Source organism: Taylorella asinigenitalis MCE3, from assembly GCF_000226625.1.
GTDB classification, from domain to species: domain Bacteria; phylum Pseudomonadota; class Gammaproteobacteria; order Burkholderiales; family Burkholderiaceae_B; genus Taylorella; species Taylorella asinigenitalis.
Map to the genome: position 1 here is coordinate 867,295 of NC_016043.1, position 21,131 is coordinate 888,425.

Below are 21,131 nucleotides of genomic sequence, written 5' to 3' on the forward strand. Positions count from 1 at the left end.
TTATATATGGAACTTATTTATTCAATCGCCGTCGGGATATTAGCTGGCTCAGGTGTTTGGCTCCTTCTTAGACAAAGAACCTTTCAAATACTTATCGGAATTAGTTTGTTATCTTATGCCGTAAATTTATTTATTTTTGGAACTGGGCGTCTTGTTATTGGAAAGGCACCGCTTTTACAAAAAACTGGAGACTCTTTGGTTTATGCCGATCCTGTTCCACAATCATTAGTTTTAACGGCTATTGTTATCGGATTTGCCCTAACAGCTTTAATTCTAGTTATGATTCTTGCTCAAAGAGGTTTAACTGGTTCTGACCATGTAGATGGTCAAGGTGAATAAAACATGAGAGATTCTCTTCTTTTCCCTCATCTACCGCTTTTATGCATTTTGATCCCCATGTTCTCTGGGGCTTTAATGCTATATCTGAAGGAAAAGAGGAGGCCTTTAAATAAAATCATTGCCATTATCTCCAATATTGCATTGCTATGGGTTTCTATTGTTTTAATGCAGCTTGTTAGTGGCAAGTATCCTGATCTAGCCCCTAATAATATTTACGTATATTTATTAGGAAATTGGGAGTCTCCTCACGGGATCTTGCTTGTCGTTGACCGATTATCCGCCTTAATGGTTACTCTAACTAGTTTTCTTGGCCTTATGTGCATGATATATGCAACATCGCTATGGGACAGAGCTGGAGTACATTTTTACCCCCTCTTTTCTTTTATATTAATGGGGGTTAATGGGGCATTTTTAACTGGCGATTTATTTAATTTATTTGTTTTCTTTGAGATTTTCTTATCCGCTTCTTATGGCCTTTTGTTGCATGGCCCTAATCAAGCTCGCGTCACATCTGGTTTCCAATATATAGTTATAAATTTAATAGGATCTTTCCTATTACTTATCGGTATTTCGATGATATATTCTGTGACTGGCTCACTAAATATAGCTGATATAGCTCTTAAGGCTGGCAATATGTCCTCAGACTATCGCTCTCTTTTTGAAGTTGCATGTGCGATTCTGGCGACCGCGTTCCTAATTAAAGCAGCTGCATGGCCTTTATCCTTCTGGCTCACAAATGCCTATTCGTCTGCTGTTGCACCTGTAGCCGCTTTCTTTTCGATAATGACTAAAGTAGGTATTTACTCCCTATTAAGAGTTGGATCCTTATTATTACCAACAGGAGCTCCTGGTGCATTTGGTGGTCAATGGCTATATTTCATAGGTCTTGGAACATTGATTTACGGCTCTTTAGGGCTTCTATCTGAGAAAAAATTCTCAAGAATGGTGGCCTTTTGCGTAATTATCTCTTCGGGCACTTTATTAACAGCACTAGGTATGCCAGGAGTTGCATTAACTGGCCCGTCATTGTATTACCTAGTTAGTTCTGTAATTGCTGTTGCTATTGCATTTTTACTAGTTGAGATTATTGCTCGCACAGAAAATACCCCTAAAAACATACTTGCAACCACATTAGAAGCATTCGGTTTGGACGATAAGGAAAAACAATCGGATTACTCAGGTGAAGTTGTGGGTGTATCCATACCTGCAGCTTTAGCATTTTTAGGCTCAGCTTTTGTTCTATGCACTCTTGTAATTGCTGGATTACCGCCATTTTCAGGGTTTATAGCGAAATTTGCCCTACTATCTCAAGCCGTTTCTCTGACTAGTTCAGAATCTGGATCTGCTTCAATATATGCATGGTTCTTAGTTGGATTTATGATTTTCTCAGGAATCGTGACAGTAATTGTGATGAGCCGAACTGGTATACGAGTTTTTTGGGCAAATAGTAGTCTAAATCTACCAAAATTGAGCATTAGGGAAGCATTGCCAATAGCGTTATTAATTGGATTATGTTTATACATTACTATATTTGTAAATGATGTTATGGTGTATATGAATGCCACCGCAAAATCCTTGGATAATCCAGCAGAGTATGTTGAGGCCGTCTTTTCGAAGCGATCTGTTAAGCAAACTGCTGGTTTTTATAGTTACGAAGGTGAGCACTGATGAGTAGATTGTTTTTTTGGGTACCGCTTACTATTTTTCTTACGATAGTATGGGTATTGCTAGCCAAGTCGGCCGACTTATCTCAAGTGCTATTAGGCGGCCTGGTCAGCATGATTATGGTTATGCTGTCCTTAAGAATGCGACCTCATCTAGCATATCCTAAAAACATATTTAAGATTATTAAGCTTAGTTTTATCGTGCTTTACGATATGACTTTCTCAAACTTTATCTTAATTAAGCAAATATTATTTAAAAGTAAAGAGGTAAATCCTGGTTATGTCTATATTCCTCTAACTATAAGAGACCCTCACGCCATAGCCTTTTTATCTTGCATTATTACCTACACGCCTGGAACTGTTTGGGCAGGCTTATCAGAAAAAGATTTTATTCTCAGATTGCATGTTCTCGATTTACACGATGAACATATTTGGTATGAGACTATAAAGACAAGGTACGAAAAGCCATTAATGGAGATTTTCGAATGAGTTGGACAATTATTTATTATGCAATTATCTATTCATTAATTTGTTTAACCTTCGGGTGCATTGCCAGTTCAATAAGAGTATTCAAAGGTCCTAGTCCAGAGGATAGAGCTTGGGCTCTTGATGCAATATATATTAATTGCATGCTTATTATTGTGATTTTAGGCATGTTATTTAAATCATCTTGGTATTATGAAGTGGCATTTCTTATGGCATTACTAGGATTTGTTGGAACCGTCGCTCTAGCTAAATTCTTGCTCAGAGGTGAGGTAATTGAACCATGAATGACATACCTGTTTGGGTTGCTGTTTTAATAGCAATTTTTCTTGTTTTCGGAAGTACTATTACGATGATAGGATCGATTGGATTGGTTCGATTTAGAAGTTTTTCAAGCCGGGTTCATGCTACTGCCTTAGGAAGCACCTTAGGTACATTGCTTGTGATGATATCTTCTATGACCCTATCATATTACTTACATGATAGAGTATTTTTTCACGAAATTATTTTAGTGCTTGTTTTGTTCCTCACTTCCCCTATCTCTACATCACTTATGCTCAGGTCATACACTCTTAGAATGGAGAGATTGGGGAATCACGAATAATATTCTTTTAAAATTATTTTTGAGGTTTTATTCCCTTTCTTGGATCATACTGAAGCATAAGTTCATATATAGATTTAAGGTTTTTCTCCTTAGCATAATCCAAGGCACTTTTTCGGCTTTGATCTATTGCTTTAGGGTCTGCACCCGCCTCTAATAATACTTTTACTGTTTGAATATTGCTTGCTTTAACCGCCATTATTAGTGGTGATGCTCCATTTGGTGCTGGTGCATTTGGGATAGCCCCTTTAGAAAGCAATAGTTGAGCCATATCTGATTTTCCAGTAGAAGCAGCATAGTGTAAAGGTGTCCATCCGAATTTATTGATTTTTGCTCCACGCTTAATAAGGTAATGAGCTAATTCCATATTTCCAGAAATGGCTGCATACATCAGAGGAGTTTCACCAAAGCTATTCTCGTGATTAACGTTAAATTTAGGGCTTTTTGCAATTAAATTTGCGGCCTCTAAATTGCCTTCTCTAATTGCTAGGATAAATGGAGAATGCCCTTGCATATTTACAATATTAGGATCTTGTCCAGCATCCAATTGTTTTTTAATTGCTTGAACACTATTGTTCTCGACCGCTTTGAAAATCGGGGCATCAGCAGCCAAAGCCGCTGTAGAGGCAGTAAATGCTAACAACGAAGCTAAAAGAAGTTTATTGACTCTCATAATTCCTCCTAAGAATTTGATTTTATTTTTGGAAATAATTTATAAAAATTTGAAGTTGTTTGCCTACCAACTTCATCTAAAGAAATTCCTCTAAGCTCAGCAATTTTTTCTGCAACATGCATAACATATGATGGATCATTTCTTTTCCCTCTATAAGGGACAGGGGCTAAATATGGTGAATCGGTTTCAATCAAAAGTTTGTCTAGAGGAATATTTTTTGCTACTTCTTGGACTTGTGTAGCATTTTTAAAAGTAACAATCCCAGACATCGAAATATAAAAACCTAAATCTAAAGAGGCTTCGGCCATTTTCATATCTTCAGTAAAGCAATGCATAACTCCACCACAACGCTCAGCACCCTCTTCTTTTAAAATCTTAATTGTGTCCTTAGGGGCTTGACGAGTATGTATCACTAAAGGAAGGCCCGCTTCTATAGCCGCTCTAATATGTACTCTAAATCTATCTCTCTGCCACTCAAGAGGCTCAGCCAAACGATAATAATCCAACCCACATTCGCCAATTGCTACTACTTTAGGGTGTTTGGCGTACTTTACAATATCTTCTACTGTGGGTTCCGCAGTATTTTCGTAATCAGGATGAACGCCAACAGAAGCGGACAAATTATCGTATTTTTCAGTTAGATTGATTACATTATCCCAGTCAGGCTTATTCACATTAATACAAAGTGCATGTTCAACCTCATTTTGTTTCATCTTTTGCATAATGCTGTCAAGGTCAGAAATAAGCTCTGGAAAATCTAAGTGACAATGCGAATCTACAAACATAAAATATCCTTATTTATTTAAGCTTAAAAACACTCTTTGTAAGCATGAATGTATAAATAATTTAGGGTTCAAAGGGTGTCTTGCTAGTTTTTGTCTATCTATTAAATAATCCCATAAATATACAAGCCTATGAATATTACTTTTAGTGGCAATGCTTCCGATTTCATCCCGCAATGAATCAAAAAACCTAGGGTTTAATCCTTGTTTGGTCAGAATTAAGTCAGTAAGCAAAGCTTGTAAACTTGCAATCCATTGGTTGTTTGGAATGGATTCGAGTTTCTCCACATATACATCATAATTTATAAGTGAACCAGAATTTAGGTCTTTGACAAAATCTGAAACCCAATATTGCACAGGCTGATAAGAGGATTCATTTAATTCCAAGGCCTTTAAAGGAGCTCCAGAAGCCATAGATAATAGCTCCTTAGGATTTTTTACGCCCTTAGATATAAGCCACTCTGTTGATAATTCCATATTTGGAATTGGAAGTGGTAATCTTTGGCATCTTGATAGTATTGTTGGTATTACCTTTTGTATTGCGTGCGTAAAAAGCAAAAATATAGTGTCGCCCAAAGGTTCTTCAAGAATTTTAAGCAATGAATTTGATGATGCTTGGTTTAAGGCCTCTACAGGCCCTAATATAACCACCTTAGTTTTGCCCAAAGAAGGACTAAGTGTAAAAAAATTCTCTAGTTCTCTAACTTGATCTATTTTTATTTCATTAGATGGTTTAGAGCTTGTTGAACTTGATGATGTGTATTCCTCAAGTTCTTGCTGATTTAGATTGTAGTGATCACGAAGTGCTTCTGGTACCACAATTCTAAAATCAAGGTGATTGCTTTTATCCATTAAATGGCAGGAATTGCACTCATTGCAAAAAAAAGGTTGTGGGTTATGACAAAGAAAAGATTTTGCAGCAGCAAGACAAAAATCGAACTTACCAATTCCTTCTTGCCCGTAAACTAGCCAAGCATGTGAAAATCTATCAGTTGATGATATCCACTTTTTTGCTAAATCTTTGTGCCAGGGGTAAAAAGACTTTATTTCCACTTTCTTTAAACACCAATAAAATCCATTAAAGCCTGATAAACAAGCCTTCTAACAACAGTGACAGGATGACTCGAATCAATTACTTTAAACCTATTTGGTTCATAGTTTGCCATGCTCAAGTATTGTTTGCGAACTCTATTAAAAAAATCCCCATCCAGGGCTTCAAATTTATCAGCTGAGCGACCTTTACTTAATCTGTCGCGTGCAACTTCAAGGGGAACATCAAAAAGAAGAGTCAAGTCTGGAGTTAAATCAGGGTGAACTATATTTTTTAGGTCATTTATAACGTCAATTGAGAAGTTTCGTCCTCCCCCTTGATATGCCAATGTAGAGTCCGTAAATCTATCTGATATTACAATCTTTCCTTCGGCTAAGGCAGGCATAATTATGCTACATACACTTTCACTTCTAGAAGCAAACATAAGTAAAACTTCAGTAAGAGAATTCATATGTTCTGTTAAAAGCAAAGTGCGAAGAGCTTCCGAAAGAGAATTGCCCCCAGGTTCTCGAGTAACTACAACTTCTCTACCAAGCCTTTCAAAAAATTCAACTATGAAATCAAGGTGTGAACTTTTGCCTGCTCCGTCAATACCTTCAAGAGTTATGAAATATCCTTTCATATTATTTTTTCTTCAGAATATATTCATTTACATTTTTATTATGCTCTGCTAGAGATTTGGCAAATGCACTTGTTCCATCTCCCCTCGATACAAAGTAAAGATACTCATGTTCTTCAGGATGCAGAGCCGCTTGTATTGATTCTAAACCAGGGCTGGCAATAGGTGTAGGTGGCAATCCTTTCCTTGTATAAGTGTTCCATGGTGTGTCAGTTTGGAGATCAATTTTTCTTATTTTGCCTTGATATTTATCACCCATACCATAGATAACTGTAGGATCAGTTTGAAGAAGCATATCCTTATTTAATCTATTGATAAAAACGCCTGCTATACGTTTTCTATCGGAAGACTTACCCGTTTCTTTTTCAATTATCGAAGCAAGTATCAAAGCTTCGTAAGGGTTTTTTAGAGGAAGGTTTGGAGAACGACTCTCCCATTCTTTATTGAGTAGTTCCATACCTTTTTTATAAGCAACCCTAAGAATATCAATATCCATATTTCCTGGAGTATACATATAGGTATTAGGGTGTATTAATCCTTCGAGGGATTTTATATATTGGGGAGCACCAAATAACTTTAAAATCTCTTCATCTGATTTATTAGGTAAATTTTGTTTTAAGTCCGATTTAGAGGCAAAAGCACTCTTTATCTGCTTTAAATTCCAACCTTCAATAAGCAATATTGAACTATAGTATCTATCACTATTATTGAGTTTTTGAATAAGATCGACAACTGAATCTCCCTTTTTAATTTCATATGCTCCAGGGTGGATTACTAAAGGTTTATTTTGTAATTCTTGGATTTTTGAATATAGCCTAATAAATGTGGGAATTATGGAGGACTGAGTGTTTTGGCTAACAATATCAGAAATTTGAGATAAATATGTGTTCTCTGGGACTGAGATAATTAACTTCTCGCCTTCAAACTCTAAAGGACTAGTTAGCGTTTTATTGATGTAATATCCCCCTGCCCCAACAATTACCAACAGAAGAATTAAAACAATTAGAATCGATTTAAAGAGAAATTTAATCATAAAGTCTGCTAGCAAAAGTTTAGTTTTTTATTTTAACGTATTAACTTAGGGATAATTGATATAAATAGTCAATTCAAGTAAGCTTATAAAGTCTAACTAAAACATTTCATACAATGATTAACCACTTTGCTTTAATTAAATTCTCTGGTTCAGATGTAAGGAATTTTCTCCAAGGCCAAATTACTCAAGACATAAATAGAGTCTCTGCTGGTCAAGCCCAATTTACAGCTTATTGCAACCATCAAGGTCGTCTTCAAGCAACTGGTGTGTTATGGTCTGATTCAGCTGATAGTGACAGAAGCGATGAAAATATTTATTTTTTAGTTCACAGAAGCATTGCCACTGACATAGCAAAAAGATTATCAATGTATGTTTTAAGGGCGAACGTCAAAGTAAATATTGCCAAAGCATTAATCGCTCCTAGCTATGAGAACGAAAATGATTTAACCAACGGAGGGATTCCTCATTTCCCACTCCTACATTGCGACTCCAAAGAAGGCCTTTTCTCAATAGGATTCCCAAGTCCAGATTCAAACAAAAACCGCAAACTAACTATAAAAATCGCCCAAGAAGGTCAAGTGCAAACGGACGAGAATGAACAATTAAGCGAAGAAAGTTTAAGATGGATATCCGAGGATATTAGAAGTGGGCTTGCATGGGTCACTAAGGATATATATGGACTATTTTTAGCTCAAAATTTAAATCTTGACTCTATTAATGCGATAAGTTTTTCTAAGGGCTGTTATACGGGGCAGGAAGTCATTGCAAGGCTTCATTATAAAAGCTCGCCTAAAAAAAGAGCCTACCCTCTTAAAATCAAAAATCTAGATTTTAGCGATGGACAGGATTTATCTATAGTTGGCACTCTCTTGGGCACTGCTATTAATTCTGTGACTTATGATAGGCAACAATTTGTGCTAGCCGAGATGCCTATTGCATACTTAGAAACATTAAAGGCGGGCGATAATTTTGAGCTTTTGCCCTTGCCCTACCCGCTTTAATTGGAGTCGAACACAACTTTTCGTCTTCTTTGAGCCTCTTTTTTAAGAATACCCATTTTAGCTACTTGAGCACGACGTTTTCTGGATTCCATGGGATTAAAACTCAAGGGCCTACAAATTTCGATTCGATCAGCATTTCTAAGCAGATAATTTAGTGGAACTTTTTTTCCATACACTGATATACCCCTATTTTTGATATCAAACGGGCTTAACTTCAGTGCATCAGAAAGCAAGGTGCCCTGCGGGAATTGGGTCTCATGGCTTTGTATGTGGCCAAATTCGTCGGCAAAAACAAACTTAATGATTATATGATTAGAGGTTGGATTCCCCATACTTTGCTTTTGCCCTCTTTGTAAATGAATCGATAAAAGTACTGGCAATCGTATTAAAAACTGGGCCCACTACAAGTGCTAGAGCACGATTTTTAAAATCGTATTTAAGGTCAAACACTACCTTACAGGCATTTTCAGATAAAGGAATAAAATTCCATTCCCCTGATAATGAGGAAAATGGCCCATCTACTAGTGATAATTTTATATTTGTAGGCTTGTTATTTATATTTTTTGTTGTAAATGATTGCTTAAGGCCTGCAATACTAATTATTATGGTGGCAATGAGCGTGGATTCAGTCCTTTCAATTATTTTTGAGCCACCACACCAAGGCATAAAATCAGGATATTCTTCTACGGAATCAACCAAGTCGAACATCTGAGCAGCTGAATACGGCACTAGTACAGATTTATTTATTACTGGCATTTTTAATTTATAACCTATTGGTTTTCATTATTCTTTCTTTTTCACGCTGCCAATCTCTTTCTTTAAGCGTGTCTCTTTTATCGTGAGCTTTTTTACCTTTGGCCAAACCAAAATCTAGTTTAATTTTTCCTGATTTGTAATGTAGATTTAGTGGAATTAATGTGTAACCTTTTTGCTCAACTTTTCCAATTAATCTATTGATTTCTCTTTTATGCATCAATAGTTTTCGAGTTCTATTTGACTGGGGATGAACATGTGTGGAAGCGGAGAGCAAAGGATTTACATGCATGTTCAAAATATAAAGTTCACCATCTTTAACTATAACGTAAGTATCATGAAGTTGAACTTTACCTGCTCTAATGGCTTTTACTTCCCATCCTTCTAAAACAAGACCCGCCTCGAATCTATCTTCTATAAAATAGTCGTGACGGGCTCTTTTATTTTCTACTATACTCATTAAGAATTAATTTTGTTTTGTTTATGAGTGTCCAAAATTGTTAAAGCTGAAGCAACTAAGCCACCCATATCCGACATATTGCTAGGTAGGATTAAAGTAGTTCCTTTTTTAGCTAATTCTCCAAAAGCTTCTACATAACGATCTGCCACTTGAAGATTTACTGCTTCGCGACCACCTGGCTGATTAATAGCATTAGCCACTTCAGAAATAGCTTTAGCAGTCGCCTCAGCAATTCTTCTAACTGATTCAGCTTCAGCCTCAGCTTTATTGATTTGAGCTTGCTTTTCACCTTCAGAACGATAGATATCAGCAGTTCTTTGAGCTTCTGCAATATTTACTTTCTCTCTACTTTCACCTTCAGAAACAGCAATACGAGCCCTTTTATCGCGTTCAGCTGTAATTTGTTGTTGCATCGCTTGCAAAATAGCGGTTGGAGGTGTTAGGTCTTTAATTTCATAACGCAAAACTTTAACGCCCCATGTAGTTGCAGCTTCATCTAGTACAGATACAACTTCAGCATTAATGACTTCACGCTCTTCAAATGTTTTATCTAATTCCATCTTACCTATAACTGAACGCAAGGTTGTTTGAGCTAGTTGAGTAATTGCCGAGATATAGTTAGAAGAGCCATAAGAAGCCAATTTAGGATCAGTAACTTGGAAGTACAAAACCCCATCGACTTGTAGTTGAGTATTATCTCTAGTGATACAAATTTGAGATGGAACGTCTAATGGAATTTCTTTAAGCATATGCTTATATGCTACTTTCTCAACTAGTGGAATTACAAATTGAGGACCTGGAGTAAGAACCCTATCAAATTTACCTAGTCGTTCAACTACCCATGCGTGCTGTTGAGGTACAATCGCCACCGACTTAAATACTAAAATAATCACTAGGATAATTAAAATTATCCAAAAAATCTCTAAAGCTGACATTCTACTCTCTCCTAATCTACTTTAAATCCTACGGGTTCTAAAACCAAAACCAATCCATTTATGGCCATTATTTTATAGTATCCACTTGACTCTGGTATGGCAGTAATATGGTCAGCCAAAATAGCTTGCCATTGGGCTCCACGATAATTGACTTGTGTACGTCTGTTTCCGTTCCAAGAATTTACAAAAATAGATGTTCCGATATCCAAATTAACATTTTTGTCCTGAGCTGCTTTTTTAGAAGGTGACTTTCTAATACCAAAAACTCTAAGTAAAAATATACTTGATAGAGTGATTATGGCAAAAGCTCCTAAAGACCAATATATATGCAATTCAAAAAATGATAGTATCCCTGCTGCTAATAGGCCTATAGATATAAAGAGTAGAAAAAATCCACCCGTCATAAGCTCTACAATTAGGCACACTGCTGCTAAAGCAAACCAAACCCACATCATAATCACTCTCCGAGTTTTTGCCAGGTTTCAACAACACTATCTGGATTTAAAGATATTGATTTAATACCTTTTTCCATTAACCATTTTGCAAAATCGGGATGATCTGAAGGGCCTTGGCCACAAATACCAATATATTTGTTTGCCTTAACGCAGGCTTTAATTGCTTTTTCTAGAAGATATTTAACCGCAGGATCTCTTTCGTCGAAATCCTTAGCCAATAACTCCATTCCTGAATCTCTATCTAGACCCAGGCTTAACTGAGTCATATCATTAGAACCAATAGAGAATCCGTCAAAATATTCTAGAAATTCTTCGGCAAGTATGGCGTTACTTGGTAGTTCGCACATCATAATAAGTCGAAGTCCGTTCTCGCCTCTTTTAAGACCATTTTCCGCCAATATATCAACCACACATTTTGCTTGATTTACAGTGCGGACAAATGGAATCATTACCTCCACATTAGTCAATCCCATATCTTCACGCACCATTTTTATAGCTTCACACTCCATTTTGAAGCAATCACGGAATTCATCCGCTATATAACGAGAAGCCCCTCTAAAGCCTAGCATAGGATTTTCCTCATCTGGCTCATAACGAGTTCCGCCTACAAGTTTCCTATATTCATTAGATTTAAAATCCGAGAGTCGCACGATTACAGGTTTTGGATAGAATGCACTGGCAATGGTTGCGATACCCTCAGCCAGTTTCTTAACAAAGAATGCACGTGGACTTTCATATCCTCTTGCAGCTGATTCGACTGCTTTCTTAAGATCAGAATCTACATTTGGATAATCTAAAACTGCTTTAGGGTGAATATTAATATTGTTATTGATTATGAATTCAAGCCTAGCAAGCCCAACACCCATATTTGGAATTTGTGCAAAGTCAAATGCCAATTGAGGATTACCCACATTCATCATAATTTTTACTGGAATTTCAGGCATATCGCCTCTAACCACATCCTCTACTTCCGTCTCAAGAAGACCATCATATATTTTTCCTTCATCTCCTTCAGCACACGATACAGTTACCTGCATATCATTTTTGAGAACTTCTGTACCATTTCCCGTGCCTACAACAGCTGGAATCCCTAGTTCTCTGGCAATGATTGCGGCGTGACATGTACGTCCCCCACGATTAGTAACAATGGCTTTTGCTCTTTTCATAACCGGCTCCCAATTCGGGTCAGTCATATCAGTTACTAATACATCACCCTCTTTAACTTCATCCATTTGGTCTAAATCGTGAATAACTTTAACTTTACCGACACCCACTTTTTGACCAATTGCTCGACCAGTACAAAGAATTTCACCAGTTGCTTTTAATTTATATCTTTGTTGAGCTGTACCATTAGTACCTTCAGATGATTTAACCGTCTCGGGTCTTGCTTGCAATATATAAAGTTTTCCATCAATACCATCTCGACCCCATTCAACGTCCATGGGTCTTTGATAATGTTTCTCGATAATCAATGCATATTTAGCAAGTTCGATGACCTCATCATCTGTAAGAGAAAATCGATTTCTTTCAACTGAAGGAACATCAACGGTTTTTACGGCTGCTTCACCAGGCTTACGCTCATCATTAAATTCCATTTTGATGAATTTAGAGCCAATCCTTCTATTTACAATCGGGTATTTTCCAAGGTTTAAAGATTCCTTAGAGACATAAAATTCATCTGGATTTACAGCTCCCTGTACAACTGTCTCCCCTAAGCCGTACGATGAAGTGATAAATACTACTCCTGGGAATCCAGACTCAGTATCTATAGTAAACATTACACCTGCACTTCCTAGGTCAGATCTCACCATTCTCTGAATCCCTGCTGACAATGCAACATCCGAGTGTTCATACCCTTTATGAACACGATAAGAAATCGCCCTATCGTTATATAGAGATGCAAAAACATGTCGAATTTTATCTAGAACGTCTTCAATACCTGTAACATTTAAAAATGTCTCTTGCTGACCAGCAAATGAAGCATCTGGAAGGTCTTCGGCTGTGGCAGATGAGCGAACAGCAAAACTACCTTTTCCGTCAGTATCAAGTTTGGCAAATTCATCACGAATTGCTTTTTCAAATTCATCAGAAAATGGTGTTTCAATAATCCAATTGCGGATCTCCTGACCTGCAGCCGCTAATTCTCTAACATCCTCGGGATTAAGAGTTTTTAATTTCTCAGCGATTTTAGTGTCTAGTCCAGATGATTTAAGAAAATCCCTGAAGGCTTGAGCTGTAGTGGCAAAGCCGCCAGGGACTCGAACACCTGCAGAAGATAGTTGGGAAATCATCTCACCTAGAGATGAATTTTTACCCCCAACAGTATCTACATCTTGCATACGAAGATGCTCAAAAGGAACAACGTAAGACATAAGTCTCTCCAATAATAAAAAAAGCCAATTTATTAGAAAATCTATGAAAAATTTTTAAATAAATGAGCCTTAGTACCAATAGTTATTTATAATTTAGGTGCTTTACATTGTAAACCTTTTGAAAACTAAATGAAATGCAATAAGGATAGTAAATGACCTTGCCTATTAAGACTGTTTTCTTTATTTCTGATGGCACAGGCATTACTGCTGAAACCTTCGGTAATTCTGTACTTAGCCAGTTTTTGCATCATTATCGTTTTAAGATGGTCCGAGAACCTTTCATTAAAACAGTACCTCAAATAGAAGATATTATAAGAAGGATAGATGAGATTGCTGTAACGGATTCTCCTCCCATTATTTTCAGCACCTTAGTTCAAGAGGAAATCGTAGAAAAAATTAGAAATTCTAAAGGTATTTTCCTTGATATTTTTACCGCCTGTGTAAATACCTTAGAACTCTCGCTCAATGTTAAATCTCAACCAGCTATAGGATTATCTCATCATAATGTAGGTTCGGATGCTTATAGAAAAAGAATTGAAGCCATAAATTTCACGCTTGCACATGATGATGGTCAATTTGTGCATGGGCTTGAGCAATCTGATGTGATATTAGTCGGAGTTTCTCGCAGCGGAAAAACTCCTACTAGTCTATATCTTGCAATGCAATATGCCCTAAGAGTCGCTAATTTTCCATTAATTCCTGAGGATTTTGAGCGAGGTCAACTTCCAAAAACCATACAACCTTATAGACATAAATTATTTGGTCTTTCTATACATCCCGATAGATTGAGTGAAATCAGAAGTGAGCGCCGCCCAAATAGCAAATATGCCTCTATTGAGCAATGTAGATATGAGGTGGCCGAAGCAGAAAGACTTCTTCGCATGGAAAATATTTCCTGGCTCTCCTCAACCACTAAATCTATTGAAGAAATCTCTACTCAGATACTTCAAATTTTGAAAATAGATCCTAAGACTATTGGCTAAGTTTCTGCCTATATTGCTCATAAAGACATACACTTGCAGCGACCCCCACATTTAGCGATTCTATTTCCGATTCCATGGGGATCATTATTGAGGTATCAACCTTAGAGCAGACCTCTTTTGAGATGCCCGCACCTTCATTGCCAAATATCCAAGCTATCTTTTTATTTAAATTCAACTTATATAGAGACTTGGCTTCCTCACTAATTAGGGTGGCAATGACTTCGTATTCATCCCTTATCTTAGGTAATTCAATAATCTCAATTAGATTCAGTCTATAAATATCTATAAATGCATGTGCCCCTTGAGCACTTCGGATTACTTTACTTGACCAGGCATTAGCGCATTTGTCGTTCATTATTACTTGATGAATATTCACTGCTAGGCAGGTTCTTAAAATTGTTCCTATATTGCCTGGGTCTTGTACTCCATCAAGCATAACTATAGATTGAGTAAAATCTAAGTCATTTTTTTGACCAATAGAGTATTTAACAAGAATCATCAGACCTTGATTTGAAACGACATCACTAAGTTGCGAGAACAAGGCATCACTTACACATCGCACCTCTGATTTGAAAAATGATAGGAATTTAGAATTTTTTTCTATAAAGCTCTCAGAACAAATGATGCATTCAATAGGTTTATTGCTAGCAACCCATTGTTCATATAGATGCGGTCCCTCCAACAGAACATATTGAGGCACCTTAGAGTTCATAATTTTTATAAGATTTTTATAAAAAGGATTATCCTTAGATTTTATTATTTCCATGAATACAAATAAAAAAAGCCTTCAAAGCGTTTTAACACAATGAAGGCAATGGGGGTAATTAAAACTTAAACTTGATGCTTAGTAATAGGATTACCGTCAAAATCAGTCCAAACTTTATTTTTATAGTCGTATAGTTTGCATGCACCAGCTGTTCTGAAATACCATCCCCATGAGAATGGTTGTATAACAATGCGCTCAGGCAATATATGTTCCAATTTAGCTTGTGCAGACTTTAAGTGATATAGAGGAATAGACATATCAACGTGATGGGCAGTGTGTTCAAAAATATGATGAACTAAAGAACCCATGTTGTAGTTGAAAGTCAAGTGAACAGTAGTTGAAACAAATGGCTGTGCTGCCGCCCACTCTTTTTTATCATCATGCCAAGTGATTTTAGTGTGAGTATGGTGAACATAAACCACAAATCCGATCATGTAAAACCACATCAATAATGGCAAGAACCAAGAGAAGAACAATAAGGTTAGTACTGACTGTCCAGTGGCATAAGCCGCCCATACAACAACACCAGCCCAAGCTAAACCAAATGCTGCACATAATAGGCTATCCCAGAAGAATATTTTTCTTTGAGTAGGCATCTCTTTTTTTGATGGAAACATCATTTTCTTCCACCAAATTTCAATTATGTAGTAGATACCAGAGCCTAGACCACTTCTATAGATTCTTTCAAGGAATTTTCTTCCTGAACTCATTGCTTTGTACTCTTCTGGAGATTTTGGCTGCCAAACAAAGTCAACATCTTTTAGATTTGTATATCCGTGATGAACAACGTTATGGCCAACATCCCACAGACTATATGGAGATACTGAAGGCAAGAAACAAATCCTACCAAAGAAATGATTCATCTTACGACTCTTGAAATAAGCTTGATGGCATAAATCGTGTCCGATAACAAAGATTCTACCAATCCAAAATCCAGCCAAGAGTGCGAAAATTAGCTTAGCCCACCATGCATAAAAATGCACAGTTCCAAAAAGCAAGGCACCTAAGATAACAAAATCAAGTGCAATTAAAAATAATCCCCAAGCCATATTTTTAGAGGCAAAGGGCTGAGTCCAACTGCGAATTACTTTTCTGTGAGGAAGTTGTTCATTCGGAGTTAATGGACGTGGATCTACATTAAGACCCAAATCTAGAGATTTATCAGGTGTCATATTAAAATAGTATTTAAAACCGTGTTTAAAAAATTGTTTTTATATTAACATTTAAAATTCAAACAGTGTAAGAATTTAAACGATTCTGTAATTAATTGTGGTATTTAAGTTTTTAAAATAATGTTTTTTGGAGCATACTTCGCACAGGATTAAAGCTTTTTCGATGAAATTTGCTAGGTCCGTACTTTTCTAATAACTCAATATGCTTTGCCGTTCCATATCCTTTGTGGAGATCAAATCGGTATTCTGGAACAATTTCGTGAAGTTGAAGAATATGAGAGTCACGGGAAGTTTTAGCTATGATAGATGCTGCTGAAACGGCGGGAACTGTTAAATCCCCTTTTATTTTTGATATAACATTTAATTTGAAATTTTTGTAATATATGGGTGCCTTGCCCTTTAATGATTCTGGAATTCGGTTCCCATCTATTATTACAGTTAATATTTCGTCCTTATATTTTGGTGACAATGCCTCCAAAACCTCATCCAGTGCCCTATTCATGGCCAACAATGTAGCATTCAATATATTTATTTCATCAATCTCCTCAACACTACTTTGGGCAACACTGTATCGAATTGATTTTTCGTGAATTATTTGAGTTAACTGCTCTCTTTTAATTGCGGTCAATTTTTTTGAGTCAGTAAGCCCCTCGATATGTATAGAACCAAGTAGGACAGCGGCTGCAAAAACATTGCCAGCAAGGGGGCCTCTTCCCGCTTCATCAATACCAATAATTAAATTATCTGACATAGGAAGCGACCACGTCAGCCACTATCTGTGGGGTATTTAAGCTTAAGGAATTATGAAGCTGCTCAAATTTTGAAATTAGTTGGGCTTCGTCGGCTGAGCCGATTTTTTCTATCATATCTAAGCAAGCATGTAATAGATTTTGTACCGTAGCATCATCTTGGAGCAGTTCTGGGACGGCAAACTCTCTCAATAATATATTCGGAAGACCAACCCAAGGAACAAGGGGCTTGGATTGTCCTGATTTCCATTCCATTATCTTCTTCATAAATGGGGTCAACTTATAGGAGATAACCATAGGTTTTTTGTGCAAAGCAAGCTCTAAAGTTGCTGTTCCACTAGAGGCTAAAGCACAGTCAGATGCTTGCATAACAGCCCATGATGCGGGTTTGGAAGGGTCGATAGAATTTTCAGTGATTAGATGCAAATTCTTTATATTATGATGCCTAAGTTCTTGGGTAATCAAAGATTTACATGAATCATTAACTACTGGCAGGAGAAATTTTATCTCTGGATAATTCTCTTGGATTAATGCAGCTGTACTGAAAAATAAGCCAGATAATTGCTTAATCTCAGAGAGGCGGCTGCCCGGAAGCATTGCCAAAATGATATCATTTTTATCTAAATCAAGACCCATGGCTTGTCTTGAAGCGATTTTATCAATTGATTTAGGTATCTGGCTGGCCAAGGGATGCCCAACATAAGTCACAGGAATATTTTCTTTCTCGTAATTTTCAACTTCAAAGGGAAATAATACGAGCATATGAGTGACAGATTCTTTTATTTTATAAATACGCTCATAACGCCAAGCCCAAATTGAAGGACCTACAAAATGCAAGCTCGGGATACCATTTGCTTTTAGGTGCTTCTCAAGCCTTAAGTTGAAATCGGGTGCATCGATACCGATAAAAACATCAGGTTTATTATCAAGAAGTGTCCTTTTTAGGCCTTTATATGTTGATAATAGCGAAGGGAGTCTCTTTAGGGCGTCCACATACCCGAAAACGGTTAATAAGGACATGGGGTAGAGGGATTTAAACCCCTCGGAGATCATATTTTCCCCTCCTATACCATAGGTCGATAAATTAGGGAATTTTTCATTTAGACCTCGAATAATTCTAGAGGCCAACAAATCTCCTGATGGCTCTCCTGCAACTATTGATATCGAGGTCATATTTTATGTCTCTTTGGCAATGCCTCTGGCACTTGTCTCTAAAAATTCTATAAACATTTGAATGTACTCTTTAGCTGAAATGCTATTTTCTTTAAGTACTTCAAGTTCTTTAGTAACATCGGTGGCTACTAAGTCTTTAGAGAAAATAATTTTGTATGCTTCTTTTATGTCTTGGATTTGCTCATTTGTGAAGTCTCTTCTTCGCAATCCAACTGAATTTATTCCAACCGATTTGTATGGCTGCCCTGCACCTAAAACAAAAGGTGGAATATCTTGTCTTATTGCAGACATACCACCTGTCATAGAATGGGCACCGATATGGATGAATTGATGAACTGCCGACATACCGCCGACAATGGCCCAATCGTTGACGTGAACATGTCCACCAAGCTGAACAGAGTTGGCTAAAATCGTGTTGTTTCCAATTTGGCAATCGTGGGCAATGTGTACGTAAGCCATAATCCAATTATTATGACCAACTCTAGTTATGCCTACATCTTGAACTGTTCCAGTATTAATGGTGACAAATTCTCTGAATGTATTTCCGTCACCTATTTCTAATTTCGTATCTTCTGCATTGTATTTTTTATCTTGAGGCATACCACCCACAGAGCAAAAACGATAGAAATTATTATTCTTTCCTATTACAGTTTGACCATCGATTACACAATGTTCGCCTATGCGTGTACCCTCTCCAATTTCAACATTTGGGTACACAACCGCATAAGCTGCTATTTCAACAGAGGGATGCAATTTTGCTCCTTCATAAACTATAGCAGTAGGATGTATATTAGCCATTTAAGACTCCTATTCTGTTACTTTTCTAACAGCACACATCAATTTTGCTTCAGCAACTAATTGGTCATCAACATAAGCTTTTGCGTCATACTTACACATAACTTTAGAAATGCGAATGGCATCCACCTCAAATCTTAATTGATCACCTGGAACAACTGGTTTACGAAAACGTGTTTCATCAACTCCAACTAGGTAATATATTTCTTCTTGTTTTTCAACTACACTGGAATTAGGTTTTGCAAAAGAAAATATAGCTGCACATTGAGCCATAGCTTCAATTATGAATACTCCTGGCATAACAGGCATATCAGGAAAATGGCCAGTAAAAAAAGGCTCATTAATAGTTACATTCTTAATAGCGACAATTCTTTTCGCAGGTATCATTTCGAGAACCCTATCAACTAAAAGCATAGGATACCTGTGCGGAATCCTCGACATAATTTCTTGGATATCCAATTGCATTACATTTTCATCTGACATTATTCAACCTATTATTTTTTTCAAATTTAATCTATATTTGATATTACGGTAATTTTCATATTTTTTTCAAGTTCTAAAACCCTCTTTCTTAAGTCATATAAGGATTTCAGAGCTGCTGCATTTTTTTGCCACTCTTTATGAGGCTCAATAGGATATAAGCCTGTGTACCTTCCAGGCTCTGAAATATCATTCATAACGCCAGTGCCTCCAGAAATATGAATATCATCTCCAATAGTTAAATGCCCAGAAACCATAGAAGCACCTGCAAGTGTGCATCGATCACCGATTTTTGTTGATCCTGCAACGCCAACACAAGCAGCCATGGCTACATTTTGGCCTATGTCGCAGTTATGTGCAATCATAATTAAATTATCTAATTTTGCACCTTTTCTTATAATTGTGTCTGAAAGGGCTCCCCTATCAATACAGGTATTAGAGCCTATCTCTACATCATCCTCTATGATTACAGATCCAAATTGATGAATTTTTGACCAAGCACCTTTAGTTTCAGAATTATCTGGTGCAAATCCAAAACCGTCTGAACCTATGACGGCACCGCTATGAATAATGCATTTTGAGCCGATGGAAACGTTAGGATAAATTGTTACATTAGGATAAATAACGGTTTCATAACCTATAGTAGCCCCCTTACAGATTACAGATCCTGCCCTTATTTGAACTCTATCCCCTATTTTTACATTATCCTCTACCACTACATTAGGGCCAATCACTACAGATTGGCCAAGTATTGCTTCAGTGGAAATAACCGCTGAAGGATGAACATTTGCTTCAAGATGTGCAATCTCTTTGTTGTAAAACCACTGAGTTAAACGAGAATACATAAGATATGGATTCTCGCAAATGACAACTGCAAAAGGAGGCTTGCTAGGATTGATATTCGGTAATTTGTCTAAGGCTTCAAGAGCAATGCTAGGCATAACAACTGCACCAGCCCTAGTGGTTGAAAGTAAATTAAAAAACTTTGGGTTTGATAGAAAGCTTATATCCTTCTGTTGAGCAGCTTCTAAAGAAGCAATGCCCGAGATAGAGGGGTCCTCGTTTGAAAATAATTCAACACTACGAGGTAACCCCTTTTCACTGATCTCAGAAATTAATTTAGTTAATTTGACGCAACTATCTTTATCGATCATTTTTTAGTTTCAAGAGCTTTTATAACTTTATCAGTAATATCCACTCTATCACTAACAGCTACTGCTTCTTGAATAATAATATCGTAATCCTCTTCGGATGCAATATCTTGAATTGCACGATTTGCTTTATCTACAATTTGAGCAAATGCGTCTTGACGTCTACGATTAAAATCTTCCTGGAATTCACGTCTTTTTCTTTGAAGATTTGTATCTAAATCAGTCAACTCTCTTTGAGCTTTAGCTCTGTCTGAGTCAGTCATGACAGGTGCGTTTTTATCGAAATTCTCATACTTAGTTCTTAAGTCATTTGCTAACTTTTGAAGCTCAGTATCTCGTTTTTTAAACTCCTCTTCAATTTTTCTTTCTGCTTCCTTAGCTGGAGCAGATTCGGAAAGAAGTTTATTTGTATTAACGAATCCAATTTTTGGCACAAATGCTTTTTGTGGAGCAACTTTCTCGGCATCAGCAGGTTTGGCAACATCTGCTGGTTTAGCTGCTGGAGCTGATTTAACTTCATTTGTTTTTGGGGCTTGAGCTTGGCCTTGAGTTTGTGCTTGTGCAAATGCAGACGTGCTTAAAGCAAGCGTTAAAGCAGAAACTGATATTAATGTATTAATTTTTAACATAATAAATCCTTA

Annotated in this window: 26 protein-coding genes; 7 read left to right on the forward strand and 19 right to left on the reverse strand. The window is 36.8% G+C overall.

Features of this window, described 5'->3' with window-relative positions:
• Positions 1–6 precede the first annotated feature (6 nt).
• Genes TASI_RS04190 through mnhG form a run of 5 tightly spaced genes read left to right on the forward strand, consistent with a single transcriptional unit; the run spans position 7 to position 3,090 of the window.
• Positions 7–339 carry a Na+/H+ antiporter subunit C gene (locus tag TASI_RS04190; RefSeq protein ID WP_014111520.1) on the forward strand — a complete coding sequence of 111 codons (333 nt, stop codon included), beginning with the start codon at positions 7–9 and terminating at the stop codon, positions 337–339.
• A 3-nt stretch (positions 340–342) separates the two neighbouring features.
• On the forward strand, positions 343–2,007 hold the full coding sequence (locus tag TASI_RS04195; protein WP_014111521.1) for a monovalent cation/H+ antiporter subunit D: 1,665 nt from the start codon (positions 343–345) through the stop codon (positions 2,005–2,007).
• Positions 2,007–2,492: a Na+/H+ antiporter subunit E gene (locus tag TASI_RS04200; protein ID WP_187286155.1), complete on the forward strand. Its 486-nt coding sequence runs from the start codon at positions 2,007–2,009 to the stop codon at positions 2,490–2,492. The genes TASI_RS04195 and TASI_RS04200 overlap by 1 nt, the downstream gene beginning before the upstream one ends.
• The gene (locus TASI_RS04205) at positions 2,489–2,773 is read left to right on the forward strand and encodes a K+/H+ antiporter subunit F (RefSeq protein ID WP_014111523.1); all 285 of its coding nucleotides are present in this window, start codon (positions 2,489–2,491) and stop codon (positions 2,771–2,773) included. Before TASI_RS04200 ends, TASI_RS04205 begins: the two co-directional genes overlap by 4 nt.
• On the forward strand, positions 2,770–3,090 hold the full coding sequence (mnhG, locus tag TASI_RS04210; RefSeq protein WP_014111524.1) for a monovalent cation/H(+) antiporter subunit G: 321 nt from the start codon (positions 2,770–2,772) through the stop codon (positions 3,088–3,090). Before TASI_RS04205 ends, mnhG begins: the two co-directional genes overlap by 4 nt.
• Before the next feature lie 13 nt (positions 3,091–3,103).
• Here mnhG and TASI_RS04215 read toward each other — a convergent pair whose 3' ends face one another.
• From TASI_RS04215 to mltG, 5 genes are read right to left on the reverse strand one after another with little or no spacing between them, the layout of a single operon-like run.
• Positions 3,104–3,760, reverse strand: coding sequence for an ankyrin repeat domain-containing protein (locus TASI_RS04215; protein ID WP_014111525.1), 657 nt, complete (start codon positions 3,758–3,760; stop codon positions 3,104–3,106).
• An 8-nt stretch (positions 3,761–3,768) separates the two neighbouring features.
• A complete protein-coding gene (locus TASI_RS04220; protein WP_014111526.1) occupies positions 3,769–4,545 on the reverse strand; it encodes a TatD family hydrolase in 777 nt (258 codons plus the stop codon).
• Positions 4,546–4,554: 9 nt separating this feature from the next.
• The gene (gene holB, locus TASI_RS04225) at positions 4,555–5,595 is read right to left on the reverse strand and encodes a DNA polymerase III subunit delta' (RefSeq protein ID WP_044978057.1); all 1,041 of its coding nucleotides are present in this window, start codon (positions 5,593–5,595) and stop codon (positions 4,555–4,557) included.
• 5 nt (positions 5,596–5,600) lie between these two features.
• Positions 5,601–6,215, reverse strand: a complete 615-nt coding sequence (gene tmk, locus TASI_RS04230; RefSeq protein WP_014111528.1) for a dTMP kinase — start codon at positions 6,213–6,215, stop codon at positions 5,601–5,603.
• Position 6,216: 1 nt separating this feature from the next.
• Complete coding sequence (gene mltG, locus TASI_RS04235) at positions 6,217–7,245, reverse strand: endolytic transglycosylase MltG (protein ID WP_014111529.1); 1,029 nt, start codon at positions 7,243–7,245, stop codon at positions 6,217–6,219.
• 113 nt (positions 7,246–7,358) lie between these two features.
• On the opposite strand from mltG, the gene ygfZ reads away from it, so the two are divergent.
• Positions 7,359–8,246, forward strand: coding sequence for a CAF17-like 4Fe-4S cluster assembly/insertion protein YgfZ (gene ygfZ / locus TASI_RS04240; protein ID WP_014111530.1), 888 nt, complete (start codon positions 7,359–7,361; stop codon positions 8,244–8,246).
• Here the strand turns inward: ygfZ and TASI_RS04245 are convergent.
• From TASI_RS04245 to ppsA, 6 genes are read right to left on the reverse strand one after another with little or no spacing between them, the layout of a single operon-like run.
• The gene (locus tag TASI_RS04245; protein WP_081462456.1) at positions 8,243–8,578 is read right to left on the reverse strand and encodes an RnfH family protein; all 336 of its coding nucleotides are present in this window, start codon (positions 8,576–8,578) and stop codon (positions 8,243–8,245) included. The two genes, ygfZ and TASI_RS04245, sit on opposite strands and share 4 nt — an antisense overlap.
• Complete coding sequence (locus tag TASI_RS04250; protein ID WP_014111532.1) at positions 8,559–9,002, reverse strand: type II toxin-antitoxin system RatA family toxin; 444 nt, start codon at positions 9,000–9,002, stop codon at positions 8,559–8,561. The genes TASI_RS04245 and TASI_RS04250 overlap by 20 nt, the downstream gene beginning before the upstream one ends.
• Positions 9,003–9,009: 7 nt before the next feature.
• On the reverse strand, positions 9,010–9,459 hold the full coding sequence (gene smpB / locus TASI_RS04255; protein WP_014111533.1) for an SsrA-binding protein SmpB: 450 nt from the start codon (positions 9,457–9,459) through the stop codon (positions 9,010–9,012).
• A complete protein-coding gene (locus TASI_RS04260) occupies positions 9,459–10,394 on the reverse strand; it encodes an SPFH domain-containing protein (protein WP_014111534.1) in 936 nt (311 codons plus the stop codon). The genes smpB and TASI_RS04260 overlap by 1 nt, the downstream gene beginning before the upstream one ends.
• Positions 10,395–10,405: 11 nt before the next feature.
• The gene (locus tag TASI_RS04265) at positions 10,406–10,849 is read right to left on the reverse strand and encodes an NfeD family protein (RefSeq protein WP_014111535.1); all 444 of its coding nucleotides are present in this window, start codon (positions 10,847–10,849) and stop codon (positions 10,406–10,408) included.
• 2 nt (positions 10,850–10,851) lie between these two features.
• Complete coding sequence (gene ppsA / locus TASI_RS04270; RefSeq protein ID WP_014111536.1) at positions 10,852–13,221, reverse strand: phosphoenolpyruvate synthase; 2,370 nt, start codon at positions 13,219–13,221, stop codon at positions 10,852–10,854.
• Between the two features lie 152 nt (positions 13,222–13,373).
• On the opposite strand from ppsA, the gene ppsR reads away from it, so the two are divergent.
• Positions 13,374–14,204, forward strand: a complete 831-nt coding sequence (gene ppsR, locus TASI_RS04275; RefSeq protein ID WP_014111537.1) for a posphoenolpyruvate synthetase regulatory kinase/phosphorylase PpsR — start codon at positions 13,374–13,376, stop codon at positions 14,202–14,204.
• Here the strand turns inward: ppsR and TASI_RS04280 are convergent.
• From TASI_RS04280 to TASI_RS04315, 8 genes are all read right to left on the reverse strand, one after another.
• Positions 14,194–14,970, reverse strand: coding sequence for a TrmH family RNA methyltransferase (locus TASI_RS04280; protein ID WP_014111538.1), 777 nt, complete (start codon positions 14,968–14,970; stop codon positions 14,194–14,196). The genes ppsR and TASI_RS04280 overlap by 11 nt on opposite strands.
• Positions 14,971–15,035: 65 nt before the next feature.
• Entirely contained in the window at positions 15,036–16,142 is a 1,107-nt protein-coding gene (locus tag TASI_RS04285) for a fatty acid desaturase (protein ID WP_014111539.1), read from the reverse strand.
• Positions 16,143–16,254: 112 nt separating this feature from the next.
• Complete coding sequence (locus tag TASI_RS04290) at positions 16,255–16,893, reverse strand: ribonuclease HII (protein WP_014111540.1); 639 nt, start codon at positions 16,891–16,893, stop codon at positions 16,255–16,257.
• On the reverse strand, positions 16,883–18,064 hold the full coding sequence (lpxB, locus tag TASI_RS04295; protein ID WP_014111541.1) for a lipid-A-disaccharide synthase: 1,182 nt from the start codon (positions 18,062–18,064) through the stop codon (positions 16,883–16,885). Before lpxB ends, TASI_RS04290 begins: the two co-directional genes overlap by 11 nt.
• A gap of 3 nt (positions 18,065–18,067) precedes the next feature.
• Positions 18,068–18,862 (reverse strand): acyl-ACP--UDP-N-acetylglucosamine O-acyltransferase, encoded by a 795-nt coding sequence (gene lpxA / locus TASI_RS04300; protein ID WP_014111542.1) that lies wholly within the window; start codon positions 18,860–18,862, stop codon positions 18,068–18,070.
• A 9-nt stretch (positions 18,863–18,871) separates the two neighbouring features.
• Positions 18,872–19,324 carry a 3-hydroxyacyl-ACP dehydratase FabZ gene (gene fabZ / locus TASI_RS04305; RefSeq protein WP_028883703.1) on the reverse strand — a complete coding sequence of 151 codons (453 nt, stop codon included), beginning with the start codon at positions 19,322–19,324 and terminating at the stop codon, positions 18,872–18,874.
• A gap of 44 nt (positions 19,325–19,368) precedes the next feature.
• On the reverse strand, positions 19,369–20,493 hold the full coding sequence (gene lpxD / locus TASI_RS04310; RefSeq protein ID WP_014111544.1) for a UDP-3-O-(3-hydroxymyristoyl)glucosamine N-acyltransferase: 1,125 nt from the start codon (positions 20,491–20,493) through the stop codon (positions 19,369–19,371).
• The gene (locus TASI_RS04315; RefSeq protein ID WP_014111545.1) at positions 20,490–21,119 is read right to left on the reverse strand and encodes an OmpH/Skp family outer membrane protein; all 630 of its coding nucleotides are present in this window, start codon (positions 21,117–21,119) and stop codon (positions 20,490–20,492) included. Before TASI_RS04315 ends, lpxD begins: the two co-directional genes overlap by 4 nt.
• Positions 21,120–21,131: the final 12 nt, after the last annotated feature.